At 71.7% G+C, this 13,701-nt stretch carries 12 protein-coding genes and 2 tRNA genes; 13 read left to right on the top strand and 1 reads right to left on the bottom strand.

The window, feature by feature from the left end; all coding sequences use genetic code 11:
* Positions 1 to 117: 117 nt before the first annotated feature.
* From kdpF to ACZ51D_RS14730, 6 genes are all read left to right on the top strand, one after another.
* Entirely contained in the window at positions 118 to 207 is a 90-nt protein-coding gene (kdpF, locus tag ACZ51D_RS14755) for a K(+)-transporting ATPase subunit F (protein ID WP_045693083.1), read from the top strand.
* 1 nt (position 208) lies between these two features.
* Positions 209 to 1,873: a potassium-transporting ATPase subunit KdpA gene (gene kdpA / locus ACZ51D_RS14750; protein ID WP_465616098.1), complete on the top strand. Its 1,665-nt coding sequence runs from the start codon at positions 209 to 211 to the stop codon at positions 1,871 to 1,873.
* Positions 1,873 to 3,990, top strand: a complete 2,118-nt coding sequence (gene kdpB / locus ACZ51D_RS14745; protein ID WP_465616100.1) for a potassium-transporting ATPase subunit KdpB — start codon at positions 1,873 to 1,875, stop codon at positions 3,988 to 3,990. Before kdpA ends, kdpB begins: the two co-directional genes overlap by 1 nt.
* Before the next feature lie 17 nt (positions 3,991 to 4,007).
* Complete coding sequence (gene kdpC / locus ACZ51D_RS14740) at positions 4,008 to 4,637, top strand: potassium-transporting ATPase subunit KdpC (protein WP_465616102.1); 630 nt, start codon at positions 4,008 to 4,010, stop codon at positions 4,635 to 4,637.
* Between the two features lie 168 nt (positions 4,638 to 4,805).
* Entirely contained in the window at positions 4,806 to 7,475 is a 2,670-nt protein-coding gene (locus tag ACZ51D_RS14735) for an ATP-binding protein (RefSeq protein WP_465616104.1), read from the top strand.
* Positions 7,468 to 8,142 (top strand): response regulator, encoded by a 675-nt coding sequence (locus ACZ51D_RS14730; RefSeq protein WP_465616106.1) that lies wholly within the window; start codon positions 7,468 to 7,470, stop codon positions 8,140 to 8,142. The genes ACZ51D_RS14735 and ACZ51D_RS14730 overlap by 8 nt, the downstream gene beginning before the upstream one ends.
* A 282-nt stretch (positions 8,143 to 8,424) precedes the next feature.
* On the opposite strand, the gene ACZ51D_RS14725 is transcribed toward ACZ51D_RS14730, so the two are convergent.
* Positions 8,425 to 9,693, bottom strand: coding sequence for an amidohydrolase family protein (locus tag ACZ51D_RS14725; RefSeq protein ID WP_465662449.1), 1,269 nt, complete (start codon positions 9,691 to 9,693; stop codon positions 8,425 to 8,427).
* 252 nt (positions 9,694 to 9,945) lie between these two features.
* Here ACZ51D_RS14725 and ACZ51D_RS14720 point away from each other — a divergent pair.
* The 7 genes from ACZ51D_RS14720 to ACZ51D_RS14690 all read left to right on the top strand — a co-directional run bounded on the left by ACZ51D_RS14720 (position 9,946) and on the right by ACZ51D_RS14690 (position 13,677).
* Positions 9,946 to 10,018 (top strand) — tRNA-Thr (locus tag ACZ51D_RS14720).
* Between the two features lie 43 nt (positions 10,019 to 10,061).
* Positions 10,062 to 10,134, top strand: a tRNA-Met gene (locus tag ACZ51D_RS14715).
* Positions 10,135 to 10,217: 83 nt separating this feature from the next.
* On the top strand, positions 10,218 to 10,382 hold the full coding sequence (rpmG, locus tag ACZ51D_RS14710) for a 50S ribosomal protein L33 (RefSeq protein ID WP_006604855.1): 165 nt from the start codon (positions 10,218 to 10,220) through the stop codon (positions 10,380 to 10,382).
* A 130-nt stretch (positions 10,383 to 10,512) separates the two neighbouring features.
* The gene (locus tag ACZ51D_RS14705) at positions 10,513 to 10,971 is read left to right on the top strand and encodes an FAS1-like dehydratase domain-containing protein (protein WP_465616110.1); all 459 of its coding nucleotides are present in this window, start codon (positions 10,513 to 10,515) and stop codon (positions 10,969 to 10,971) included.
* A 5-nt stretch (positions 10,972 to 10,976) separates the two neighbouring features.
* Positions 10,977 to 11,399 (top strand): MaoC family dehydratase, encoded by a 423-nt coding sequence (locus ACZ51D_RS14700; RefSeq protein ID WP_465616112.1) that lies wholly within the window; start codon positions 10,977 to 10,979, stop codon positions 11,397 to 11,399.
* A gap of 161 nt (positions 11,400 to 11,560) precedes the next feature.
* Positions 11,561 to 12,124 carry a TetR/AcrR family transcriptional regulator gene (locus tag ACZ51D_RS14695; protein WP_465616114.1) on the top strand — a complete coding sequence of 188 codons (564 nt, stop codon included), beginning with the start codon at positions 11,561 to 11,563 and terminating at the stop codon, positions 12,122 to 12,124.
* 98 nt (positions 12,125 to 12,222) lie between these two features.
* Positions 12,223 to 13,677, top strand: a complete 1,455-nt coding sequence (locus ACZ51D_RS14690; protein ID WP_465616116.1) for an MFS transporter — start codon at positions 12,223 to 12,225, stop codon at positions 13,675 to 13,677.
* Positions 13,678 to 13,701: the final 24 nt, after the last annotated feature.

The raw sequence follows: 13,701 nt of genomic DNA, 5'->3' as shown, positions 1-13,701 counted from the left end.
AGGTCGCGGCATCTCCCGAACCACGCTGGTGGAGCCCATGTCCGATCTCATCTACGTCGGTGTCACGGTCGCCGTGTTCGCCGTCATCGCCCTGATCGCGCGGGGGGTGGAGAAGCTGTGAGTGCCGAGAACATCGCTGGTCTGGTCGTGGCTGTCGCGCTCGTCGGCTATCTCGTCGTGGCGCTGATCTTCCCGGAGAAGTTCTGACATGGGATCCACTCTCGCGGGCTGGCTGCAGGCCCTCGCCCTCGTCGGCGCGCTGGCCCTGTGCTACCGCCCCCTGGGCGACTACATCGCCAAACTGCTCACCACCTCCAAGCACCTCGGAGTCGAGCGCGGCATCTACAGGGTGATCGGGGTCGACGGCGACGCCGATCAGCGGTGGCCGGTGTACCTGCGTTCGGTGCTGGCCTTCTCGGCCGTCTCCGTCCTGTTCCTGTACGGCCTGATCCGGCTCCAGGGCTACCTGCTGCTGAGCCTGGGCGTGCCGCAGATGGAGGGCCACCAGGCCTGGAACACCGCGATCTCGTTCGTCGCCAACACCAACTGGCAGTCCTACGCGGGTGAGTCCGCGATGGGCCACCTGGTGCAGATGACGGGCCTGGCGGTGCAGAACTTCGTTTCGGCGGCCGTCGGCATCGCGGTGGTGGCCGCGCTGATCCGGGGCTTCACCCGCAACCGCACCGACCGGGTCGGCAACTTCTGGGTGGACCTGGTCCGGATCAACCTGCGGCTGCTGCTGCCGATCTCGATCGTGTTCGCCCTGGTCCTGGCCGCCTCCGGGGTGATCCAGAACTTCCACGGCTTCCACGAGGTGACCACGCTCAGCGGCGAGGTGCAGAAGATCCCTGGCGGCCCGGTGGCCTCCCAGGAGGCCATCAAGCTGCTCGGCACCAACGGCGGCGGCTTCTTCAACGCCAACTCGGCGCACCCGTTCGAGAACCCCACCGGCTTCTCCAACCTGGTCGAGGTCTTCCTGCTGCTGGTGATCCCGTTCGCGCTGCCCCGAACCTTCGGCCGAATGGTCGGCGACAACCGCCAGGGCTACGCGATCGTCGCGGTGATGGGTCTCTTCTGGGTGGCGTCGACCGCCCTGCTGACCCTCGCCGAGTCGCAGCACCAGGGCAGCGCCCTACAGGCCGCGGGCGCCGCGATGGAGGGCAAGGAGCAGCGGTTCGGTATCGCCGCCAGCTCGCTGTTCGCCGCGTCGACCACGCTGACCTCGACCGGTGCGGTGAACTCCTTCCACGACTCGTACACGCCGTTCGGCGGCGGGTTGACGGTCTTCGACATGATGCTGGGCGAGATCGCGCCCGGCGGCACCGGCTCCGGCCTGTACGGCATGCTCGTGCTGGCGATCGTCGCGGTGTTCGTCGCGGGCCTGATGGTCGGGCGCACCCCCGAGTACCTGGGCAAGAAGCTCGGCGGCCGGGAGATGAAGTTCGCCTCGCTGTACATCCTCACCACGCCGACGATCGTGCTGATCGGCACGGGTGTGGCGATGGCCCTGCCGGGTGAGCGGGCCGGGATGCTCAACTCGGGCGCCCACGGCTTCTCCGAGGTGCTGTACGCGTTCACCTCGGCCGCCAACAACAACGGCTCGGCCTTCGGCGGCATCACCGTGAACACCGACTGGTACGACACCGCGCTCGGACTGGCGATGATCTTCGGCCGGCTGCTGCCGATCGTCTTCGTCCTGGCGCTGGCGGGCTCGCTCGCGCAGCAGCAGCCGGTCCCGGCCACCCCGGGCACCCTGCCCACCCACAAGCCGCTGTTCGTGGGCCTGCTGTCGGGCGTGATCCTGATCGTCGTCGGCCTCACCTACTTCCCGGCCCTGGCTCTCGGGCCGATCGCGGAAGGTCTCACCTCCTGATGTCCACCCCCACGCTCAACCCCGTACCGGCCGACACCGAGGCCGTGCCCGCCGCGCCGCACAGAGTGCAGAGCGGCCTCCTCGACCCGAAGCTGATCGTCGCGTCCCTGCCGGACGCGGTGAGGAAGCTCGATCCCCGGGTGATGGTCAAGAATCCGGTGATGTTCGTGGTCGAGGTGGGCTCGGTCGTCACCACGATCTCCGCGATCGCCAGCCCGTCCGTGTTCGCCTGGACGATCACGGTCTGGCTCTGGCTCACCACGGTCTTCGCCAACCTGGCGGAAGCCGTCGCCGAGGGCCGCGGGAAAGCCCAGGCCGACACCCTGCGCAAGACCAAGACCGAGAGCGTCGCCCGCCGGCTCACCAACTGGCCCGCCACGCAGGACGAGGAAGAAGTCCCCGGCACCGCGCTCCAGCTCGGCGACCACGTGGTGGTCGAGGCCGGCCAGGTCATCCCCGGCGACGGTGACGTCGTCGAGGGTGTCGCCTCGGTGGACGAGTCGGCGATCACCGGTGAGTCCGCGCCGGTCATCCGCGAGTCCGGCGGCGACCGCTCCGCCGTGACCGGCGGCACCAAGGTGCTGTCCGACCGGATCGTGGTGAAGATCGCCTCGGAGCCCGGCAAGTCGTTCATCGACCGGATGATCGCCCTGGTCGAGGGCGCCGCCCGGCAGAAGACGCCGAACGAGATCGCGCTCAACATCCTGCTGGCCTCGCTGACCATCGTCTTCCTGGTCGCGGTCGTCACGCTCCAGCCGATGGCCACCTACGCGGGCGCCCCGCAGTCGATGATCGTGCTGGTCGCCCTGATCGTGGCGCTCATCCCGACCACGATCGGCGCGCTGCTCTCCGCGATCGGCATCGCGGGCATGGACCGGCTGGTCCAGCGCAACGTGCTGGCGATGTCCGGCCGCGCCGTCGAGGCCGCCGGCGACGTCAACACCCTGCTGCTCGACAAGACCGGCACCATCACCCTGGGCAACCGCCAGGCCGCCGAGTTCCTCGCGGTGAGCGGTGTCTCCACGGACGAACTGGCCAGTGCGGCCCAGCTCTCCTCGCTGGCGGACGAGACCCCCGAGGGCCGCTCGATCGTGGTCCTCGCCAAGACCGAGTACGGCCTGCGGGCCCGCGCCCAGGGCGAGTTGACCCACGCCACCTGGGTCCCGTTCACCGCCCAGACCCGCATGTCGGGCGTCGACCTCGACGAGGCCGACGGGGTCCACCAGGTCCGCAAGGGCGCCGCCGCCGCCGTCTCCACCTGGGTCGCCGACAACGGCGGCCGGGTCGGCGACGAGGTCTCCACGCTCGTCGACGGGATCTCGGCCGCAGGTGGCACCCCGCTGGTGGTGGCCACCAGGATCGGTGAGGAGCCCGCCCGCGTCCTCGGGGTCATCCACCTCAAGGACGTGGTCAAGGAGGGCATGCGGGAACGCTTCGACGAGCTGCGCCGGATGGGCATCAAGACCGTCATGATCACGGGCGACAACCCGCTGACCGCCAAGGCGATCGCGGAGGAGGCCGGCGTCGACGACTTCCTCGCCGAGGCCACGCCCGAGGACAAGATGGCCCTGATCAAGAAGGAGCAGGAGGGCGGCAAGCTGGTCGCGATGACCGGCGACGGCACCAACGACGCCCCCGCCCTCGCCCAGGCCGACGTCGGCGTCGCGATGAACACCGGGACCATGGCGGCCAAAGAGGCCGGCAACATGGTCGACCTCGACTCCAACCCCACCAAGCTGATCGAGATCGTGGAGATCGGCAAGCAACTGCTGATCACCCGCGGCGCGCTGACCACCTTCTCCATCGCCAACGACGTGGCCAAGTACTTCGCGATCATCCCCGCGATGTTCGCCGGCGTCTACCCGGGCCTGAGCCACCTCAACATCATGGACCTGCACAGCCCCCAGTCCGCGATCACCTCGGCGATCATCTTCAACGCCCTGGTCATCATCGGCCTCATCCCGCTCGCCCTGCGCGGCGTCAAGTACCGGCCTTCCGACGCCAGTTCGCTACTGCGCCGCAACATCGGGATCTACGGCTTCGGCGGTCTGGTGGTCCCGTTCGTCGGCATCAAGCTGATCGACCTGCTCGTCCAGTTCATCCCCGGCCTCAGCTGAGAGAGGAGTCCACCACCATGTCCAAGCCCCTGCCCGCCGCCGTGCGGACCCACTTCACCGCGCTGCGCGTGCTCCTCGTGCTGACCGTGATCCTCGGAGTCGCCTACCCGCTGCTGGTCACCGGGATCTCCCAGGTCGCGTTCAGCGACAAGGCCAACGGCTCGATCGTGACGTCCGACGGCAAGGAAGTCGGCTCCAGCCTGATCGGCCAGAACTTCAACCTGCCCAAGGCCAACCCGGACGACCCGAAGGAGGAGGCCAAGCCGGACCCGAAGTGGTTCCAGCCGCGCCCCGCCGCCAACGGCTACGCCGGCGACAACTCGGGCGCCTCCAACCAGGGCCCGAACAGCGAGGACCTGCTGAAGGCCGTCAACGACCGCCGCGCCGCCGTCGCCGCGTTCGACGGCGTCGACCCGGCGAGCGTCCCGGCCGACGCGCTGACCGCCTCCGGCTCCGGCCTCGACCCGCACATCTCCGTGGCCTACGCCAAGGAGCAGGTCAACCGGGTCGCCAAGGAGCGCAACCTCCCGGCCGACAAGCTGAACCGGCTGGTCGACACCTACACCGAGAGCCGCTCGCTCGGCTTCCTCGGCAGCGAGGCGGTCAACATCGTGCTACTCAACAAGGCTCTGGGCGAGCAGAAATGACGCTACGTCAGAAGTCTGCGTGACCTGGCCGGCCCGGTCATGGGAGAACCTCTCCCGTGGCCGGGCCGGCCGCGCCACACCCACACCCAGGCCCGCACCCGCACTCACAACCACGACCACGCCCGCACCATCCCAACTGTCGGATCCTCGACGGAAAGAGCAGTGCCCATGGCCCGCGACCTCACCACCGGCTCCGCCATCCGCGGCGGCCGGCTGAGGGTGTACCTCGGCTCCGCGCCGGGGGTCGGCAAGACCTACCGGATGCTGGACGAGGCCCGGCGCAGACAGGAGCGCGGGGCCGACGTCGTGGTCGGCTACATCGAGTGCCACGGCCGGCGTCACACCGAGGGCATGCTGGCGGGCCTGGAGATCCTGCCGCGGGTCCAGCGCTCCTACCGGGGGGCCGAGTTCGAGGAGATGGACCTCGACGCCGCGCTCGCCCGCCGCCCGTCCGTCGTCCTGGTCGACGAGCTGGCGCACACCAACATCCCCGGCGGCCGGCACGCCAAGCGCTGGCAGGACGTCGAGGAACTACTCGCCGCCGGGATCGACGTCATCACCACCGTCAACATCCAGCATCTGGAATCGCTGAACGACGTCGTCCAGAAGATCACCGGCATTCCGCAGCGCGAGACCGTCCCGGACGAGGTGGTCCGCCGGGCCGACCAGATCGAACTCGTCGACATGGCCCCGCAGGCGCTGCGCCGCCGGATGGCCCACGGCAACGTCTACAAGGCGGAGAAGGTGGACGCCGCGCTCTCCAACTACTTCCGGGTCGGCAACCTCACCGCCCTGCGCGAACTCGCCCTGCTGTGGGTCGCCGGGCGGGTGGACGAGGGCCTGCGCGACTACCGCGCCAGCCACAGGATCGACCGGGTCTGGGAGACCCGCGAACGCGTCGTTGTGGCGCTGACCGGCGGCCCCGAGGGCGAGACCCTGATCCGCCGCGCCGCCCGGATCGCCGACCGCACCGCCGGCGGCGAGCTGCTGGCCGTCCACGTCTCCCGCAGCGACGGCCTGGCCGGCGCCTCCTCCGGCGCGCTCGCCCAGCAGCGGCAGCTGGTGGAGACCCTCGGCGGCAGCTACCACGTGGTCGTCGGCGACGACGTCCCCACCGCGCTGCTCGCCTTCGCCCGCGCCCACGACGCCACCCAGCTGGTACTCGGCACCAGCCGCCGCGGCCGGATCAACCGCTTCCTGACCGGCCCCGGCACCGGGCAGACCACCGTGGACGCCTCCGAGGACATCGACGTCCACATGGTCACCCACGAGTTCACCGGCCGCGGCCGACTGCCCGCGCTCGGCCGCCGCCACTCCCGGCGCCGCACCCTGGTCGGCTACGTGGCGGGCTTCGTACTGCCCTGGCTGCTCACCGCCGTGCTCTCCCAGGCCGACGGCCGGATCAACCTCACCACCGACGCGCTGATCTTCCAGCTCGGCGTGGTCACCGTCGCCCTGCTCGGCGGCGCTATGTCCGCCCTGGTGGCCGCGCTGATCGCCTCGGTCCTGCTGAACTACTACTTCATCCCGCCGATCCACAGCCTGACCATCGGCGAGACCAACAACATCGTCTCCCTGGTGGTCTTCGCCGCCATCGCGCTCACCGTCTCCACCGTGGTCGACCACGCCGGCCGGCTCACCAGCAGGGCCGCCCGCGCCACCGCCGAGGCCGAGACCCTCTCCACCCTGGCCGGCAGCGTGCTGCGCGGCGCCGACGCGCTGCCCGCCCTGCTGGAGAAGTCCCGGACGGCCTTCGGCATGCGGGCGGTCGCCCTACTCTCCCGGGCCGACGGCGAGGTGCTCGCGCACTGCGCGGGAGAGCACCAGGACGACGACGGCCCGCAGGAGACCACCGAGGTCCCGGTCGGCGCGGACGCCGTCCTGGTGCTCACCGGCCGCCGGCTGCCCGCCGCCGACCAGCGCGTGCTCACCGCCTTCGCCGCCCACGTCGCCGCCGCCCTGGAACGCGACCGGCTCGCCGTGGTTGCCGCCGAGGTTGAACCCATCAAGGCCGCCGACCGGATGCGCACCGCCCTGCTCGCCGCCGTCAGCCACGACCTGCGCACCCCGCTCGCCGCCGCCCTGGCCTCGGTCGGCTCGCTGCGCAGCCCCGACGTCGAGTTCTCGCCCGAGGACCAGGCCGAACTCCTCGCCACCGCGGACGAGTCCCTGGTCAAGCTCACCCGGCTGGTCGACAACCTGCTCGACATGAGCCGCCTCCAGGCCGGCGCGCTCACCCTGCACCTCACCGAGACCCACCTGGACGAGATCCTGCCCCGGGCGCTCGACAGCCTCCCCGATCCGTACGCGCCGGTCCAGCCGCTGGACCTGGACACGGCCCCGGCGGTGCTCGCCGACCCGCCGCTGCTGGAACGCGTGCTCGCCAACGTGATCACCAACGCGCTGCGGTACAACGCCCCCGGCGCGCCCGTCCTGGTCACCGCCAGCCACCACGCCGACCAGGTCGAGCTCCGGGTGATCGACCGCGGCCCCGGCATCGCCCCCGAGGACCGCGACCGGGTCTTCCTGCCCTTCCAGCGCCTCGGCGACACCGACAACACCACCGGCGTCGGCCTGGGGCTTGCTCTCTCCCGCGGCCTCGCCGAGGCCATGGGCGGCAGCCTGGAGGTCGAGGACACCCCCGGCGGCGGCACCACCATGCTGCTCACCCTGCCCGCCGCCACCGCGCACCCCGCCACCGCGCACGCCACCGAGCCCGCCGCCACCGCGTATCCCGCCACTGCGCACGCCACCGAGCCCGTCGCCACCGAGCCCGTCGCCACCGAGCCCGTCGCCACCGAGCCCGTCGCCCCTGGGGAGGAGCCACCGTATGAGTGAGATTCTGGTCGTCGACGACGAACCGGCCCTGCTGCGCACCTTACGGATCAACCTGAGCGCCCGGCAGTACGCCGTCCGCACCGCCGCCAGCGGCGGCGAGGCGCTCGACCGCGCCGCCCACTCGCTCCCGGACGCCGTCCTGCTCGACCTCGGCCTGCCCGACCTCGACGGGATGGACGTGCTGCGCGGCCTGCGCACCCACAGCGCGATGCCGATCATCGTGCTCTCCGGCCGCAGCGACGCCGCCGACAAGGTCGGGGCCCTCGACGCGGGCGCCGACGACTACCTCACCAAGCCGTTCCTGATGGACGAACTGCTGGCCCGGCTGCGCGCGGTGCTGCGCCGTCCGCTGGGCGGTGTCCCGCCGGCCCGGCCGGTGATCGGCGACCACACCGTGGACCTCGCGGCCACCGCGGTGAACGGCCCGAACGGCCCGGTGCGGCTCACCCCGACCGAGTGGCGGATCCTCACCCTGCTGCTCGCCAGCCCCGGCCGGCTGGTGCCCGGACGGCAGATCCTGCGCGAGGTGTGGGGCCCGGCCCAGGAGGGGCGCGGCAACTACCTGCGGGTCTACCTGGCCGGGCTGCGCCGCAAGCTGGAGCGCGACCCGGCCCGGCCGCGGCACCTGCTCACCGAGCCGGGGATCGGGTACCGGTACGTGCCGTAGCGCGCCCGTCCCGCCGTCCGGGTGTCAACGGGGCGTCAAGAGCGGGCCGCGGGGCGACAGGGGGGCGTCAAGGCCGGTCGGCGGTGGTGCTCCGTGGGCGTAGCGTCGGTGCCGAGGCGAGCGGGACCTGCTCCGTGTGGGGGAGGCCAGGGGCCGCTCACGCCGCCGTCGAAGGACGGCCGGTAGGTGGGGGAGGGGCGCGCGACAAACCGTCGCGCGCCCCTTTTGCGGGTCAGGCCGCCCTCGGAGCCGGTCGCCCCGAGCCCCGGCCCCGGCCGCCCCTCAGTCCTCCGTGCTCCCGGACTGCCGGGGCAGCGCCAGCGCCACGGTGTCCGCGAACTCCCGTACCGCGCTGGTCCGGCTGACCACCCGGCCGCTGTGCACCACCAGTCGGCTGTGCCCGCCCGCCAGCGCCCCGGCCAGGCTGTCCCCGCGCACCGCCAGCAGCTCCGCGGGGAACCCGGCGTCCACCCGGACCGGCGGCAGCCCGAGCGCCGCCCGGGCCTGGTTCGCCACCGCGTCGTACGCCGCCTCCGGCTCCAACTCCCCGCCCGCCGCCAGCAGGTACGCCGCCTCCAGCGGATCCGCCCGGCCGACCGGGTTGGACGGGTCGCGCAGTGCCCCGCTGCCCGCCGCCAGCGGCACCCGGGCCGCCGTCAACTCCCGCAGCAGGCCCGGCCGCAGGCCCGCCGCCCGGCCCTCCAGGCCGGTGCAGCCGCCGTTCTGCGGCAGGCAGACCACCCGCACCCCGCTGGTCGCCAGCACCGTCGACGCGCCGTGGGGCAGCGCGCCGCATGGCCCGAGCGTCACCCGCGGCCGCAGCGGCGCCAGGGCGCCCGCCAGCCGGGCGAGTTGGGCCGCGTCGGCGGCGGTGGTGTGCAGGTCCACCGGGCAGTCCGCCTCCCGGGCGGCCTCCAGCAGCAGCTGCACGTACCCGGCCGGGTCCGGGTCCAGCTCCGGGCAGCCGCCAGCCGCCGTGGCGCCCAGTTTGAGCGCCTCGCACAGCTGCGCCCGGCCGTCCGCGCCGGCCCGGCCGGTGAGCAGCCGGGGCATCGCGACCGCCTGGAGGTCGGCGAGCCCGCGCAGGGCCTGCCGGGCGGTGAGCACCGCCTCCAGCGGGCGCAGCCCGTGCACGTCGCCGATCCGGACGTGGGTGCGCTGGGCGGTGGCGCCGTAGCCGAGCGAGGTGAGCGCGGCCTCGGTGACCCGGCGGGTGAGGTCGGCCGGGGTGTCCGGCGGCGGGGTGGGCAGGGCGGCGGAGAAGGCCGTGTCGTAGTGGGCGTGCGCCTCGGCGGGGGCCGGGAGTAGCAGGTAGCCCTTGAGGTCGATCCGGGCGCCGGTGGTCACGGTGGGCGCGCCGGGCAGGGCGGGCAGCGGGCCGAGGCTGCCGACGGTGCCGACGGCCTGGATCCGGTCGCCGCTGATCCGGACGTCCACCACTCGCCCGTCGGCCAGTCGGGCGCCGGTGAGCAGCAGGACCGGGCCGTGCCCGAGCGGGTTGGCCGCCGGGCCGGGCCCGTGGTGTGGCCCGTCGGCGGCTGCGCTGTCCATCGCCGGCTCCTTCTCGCGCCGGCCCGTACGGTCGGCCAGTCGATTCCGATCAATGAGCGTCGAGCCTATGGCGCGCAGGGGCGGGGAGCCGGGAGGCGGGCAATAGTCGTATCGGGTCGGGCCGCACTCCTCACCGGCCGATCGAACGCCCGACCTTGGATCGCTCGTCCGTGCACCTCGCCCACCTGCGGTCTTCGCCGCGGGATACGGATTTCACCTCCGGGCGCGAAACGTGTAATCTCTTCCTCGTTCGCCCCTATAGCTCAGTCGGTAGAGCGTCTCCATGGTAAGGAGAAGGTCTGCGGTTCGATTCCGCATGGGGGCTCTGGTGAGAAGCGGTCAGTTTCGGCTGTGCTGCGGATCACTGTGGCGGTGTAGCTCAGTTGGTAGAGCAAGCGGCTCATAATCGCTGTGTCACCGGTTCAAGTCCGGTCACCGCTACCCCGCGTAGTCGGTCGGGAGATCGCACTCCCGGTCGGCTACTCTTGTCGTGTTCTTATTCGTTGTCCAAGGAAGGCACTCCCGTGGCTGCCACCGATGTCCGCCCGAAGATCACGCTGGCCTGCGTGGAGTGCAAGGAGCGGAACTACATCACCAAGAAGAACCGGCGTAACGACCCGGACCGTCTTGAGATGAAGAAGCACTGCCCCCGCTGCAACTCGCACACCGCGCACCGCGAGACCCGCTGACCTCGTTGTAGGGCATCGGGCCTGTGTGAATCAGGTCTCGACTCCGGGCCGCATCCCTCATGGGGGGTGTGGCCCGGAGTCATTTTCGTATCCGACCGCTTCGTATCCATCCGCGTTCCGAGGAGCTGCCATGGCGCTCGACCCCTCCTTCATCGGGCGGAGTTACCCGCCCACCGAGCCGTACGAGGTCGGCCGGGAGAAGATCCGCGAGTTCGCGATCGCGATCGGCGACGCCAACCCGGCGTACACCGACGCGGAGGCGGCGAAGGCACTGGGCCACCCGGACGTGATCGCCCCGCCGACCTTCCCGTTCGTGGTCACCTACAGTGCGGCCGGCCAGGTGGTCGGGGATCCGGAGCTGGGCCTGGACTTCAACCGGGTCGTGCACGGCGACCAGAAGTTCGCCTACACCCGCCCGGTGCGGGCCGGCGACCGGCTCTCGGTCGTTGTGACCATCGACAACATCAAGTCGCTGGCGGGCAACGACGTGCTCACCGTGCGTGGCGAGGTGCTGGACGGGACCGGCGAGCACGTGCTGACGGCGGTCATGACCCTGGTGGCCCGGGCCGCCGACGAGGCGGGGGAGTGAACGCGATGGCGATCAGCTACGACGAGGTCGAGGTCGGCACCGAGCTGCCGGCCCAGTCCTTCCCGGTGACCCGCGCCACACTGGTGCGCTACGCGGGCGCCTCGGGTGACTTCAACCCGATCCACTGGAACGAGAAGTTCGCCCTGGAGGTCGGCCTGCCCGATGTCATCGCGCACGGCATGTTCACCATGGCCGAGGCGATCCGGGTGGTCACCGACTGGGTCGGCGACCCGGCCGCGGTGGTCGAGTACGGCGTGCGGTTCACCCGTCCGGTGCCGGTGCCGAACGACGGGGTCGGGGCGGTGATCGAGGTCTCGGCCAAGGTCGCCAAGAAGTTGGACGACCGCAGGGTGCAGGTCGACCTGCTGGCGACCACGGGCGGGCAGAAGGTCCTCGGGATGTCCCGGGCGATCGTCCGGCTCGGCTGAGACCGGCGGGGTCGACGGGCCGGCCGACCGGGCCGGCCCGAATGATCGGCTCGACTGGTCGGCCGATCAACCGACCTGGCCGTGACCGGGGCCGTACGGCGGAATCCCGGTCGCGGTCGCGGGCCTTGCGTAGATAGTGATTGGCCACTAACTTGAGACTCATGGCGAGGTCGAGCATGCGGATGAGCGCGGAGGAGCGGCGCGAGAGCGTCGTCCGTGCCGCGGTGATCGAGTTCGCCCGGGGTGGCTACCGGGGCACCTCCACCGAGGCGATCGCCCGCCGGGTGGGCGTCTCCCAGCCGTACCTGTTCCGGCTGTTCCCCGGCAAGCAGGCCATCTTCGAGGCGGCCGCCGAGCGCTGCGTCGAGGAGACCTGGCGCGTCTTCGACGAGGCCTCGGCCGGCCTGACCGGCGAGGCGGCCGCCGAGGCGATGTCCGAGGCGTACATGGGCCTGGTCGAGGACCGTGACCAGCTCATGATGCAGATGCAGCTCTACGTCTCGGTGTCCGCGGCCCGGGCGGCCGGCGAGGAGGAGATCGGGGAGAGCGCCCGGCGGCTGTGGGAGGGCCTGTTCGATCGCGTCAGGATCCGGATCGGCGGCGACATGAAGGACGCCACGCGGTTCTTCGCCCACGGGATGCTGATCAACACGCTGGTGGCGCTGGGCTACCCGCCGGACCACCGGATGTGGACCGGCCTCGACGGGTGCGAAGGGGCCGAGTAGGCGGGTCGCACGGCGGTGTCCGTGCGGCCTCTTTTCGGGGCATGAAAGTTATTGATCAATAACTACCTAGGGAAACCTAGAGAAACCTGGGGGAAGTCATGACGGAGAAACCGGCCCTCGGCAGGACCGCGATCTGGACCCTGGTGATCGTCAGCGCGGCCAGCTTCATGGCCGCCCTGGACAACCTGGTGGTCACCACCGCACTGCCGTCGATCCGCGAGGAACTCGGCGGCGGGCTGTCCGACCTCGAATGGACGGTCAGCGCCTACACCCTGAGCTTCGCCGTGCTGCTGATGTTCGGCGCCGCCCTCGGCGACCGCTTCGGCCGCCGCAGGATGTTCCTGATCGGCCTGGCGATCTTCACCGCCGGCTCCGCCGGGGCCGCGCTCTCCCCGGAGATCGGCGAGCTGATCGCCGCCCGGGCGGTCCAGGGCGTCGGCGCCGCGGTGATGATGCCGCTCACCCTCACCCTGCTCACCGCCGCCGTGCCCGAGGCCAAGCGGGGGCTGGCCTTCGGCATCTGGTCGGGCGTCAGCGGCCTCGCCGTCGCCGCCGGACCGCTGATCGGCGGCTCGCTGACCGAGCACTTCTCCTGGCAGTGGATCTTCTGGGTGAACGTCCCGGTCGGACTCGTCCTGCTGCCGCTGGCCTTCCTCCGGCTCGGCGAGAGCCGGGGCGCGGACCGGGCCCTGGACGTGCCCGGCACCGTGCTGGTCAGCCTCGGGATGTTCGGAGTGGTGCTCGGCCTGATCCGCGGCAACCCGGACGGCTGGACCAGCCCGCTGGTCCTCGGCTCCCTGATCGGCGGCGCCGTGCTGCTCGCCGCCTTCGTCTGGTACGAGCAGCGCGTGGCCGCCCACCCGATGCTGCCGATGCGGCTCTTCCGCAGCCGCGCCTTCTCCGCCGTCAACGCCGCCAGCCTGCTGATGTACCTCGGGATGTTCGGCTCGATCTTCCTGATCAGCCAGTACCTCCAGGGGGTCGGCCACTACAGCCCGCAGGAGGCCGGCATCCGGATGCTGCCGTGGACCGCGATGCCGTTGCTGATCTCGCCGATCGCGGGCATCGTCTCCGACCGGATCGGCGGCCGGCCGATCGTGGCCGCCGGGCTGGCGCTCCAGGCCGCCGGCCTGGGGCTGTTCGCCCTGGTCGTCGACGGGAGCACCGGGTACGACTACCTCACGCAGGTCCCCGCCATCGTGATCTGCGGGATCGGCATGTCCCTCTACTTCGGCCCGACCGCCCAACTGGTGATGGCCGGCGTCCGGCCGCAGGAGCAGGGGATCGCCTCCGGCGCCAACAACGCGCTGCGCGAGGTCGGCGGGGCGCTCGGGGTCGCCGTGCTCTCGGCCGTGTTCTCGGCGCAGGGCGGCTACCAGTCGGCGCAGGCCTTCGCGGACGGGCTGGTGCCCGCGCTCTACGTCGGCGCGGCGGCCGTCGCGGCCGGAGCACTCGCCGCGGTGCTCATCCCGCGCCGGCGCAAGTCCGCAGCCCCGGCTGCGGCTGCCACCGGGCAGCCGGTGGCGGACCGGGCCGAGGCCGCCCGCGCCTGAGCCGGTGCGGCGGAAGGGCGGCCG

This window comes from Kitasatospora sp. NPDC033851 (assembly GCF_055576085.1).
Note: the sequence above shows the minus strand (reverse complement) of the source record. Positions and strands in the feature narration are given on the sequence as shown.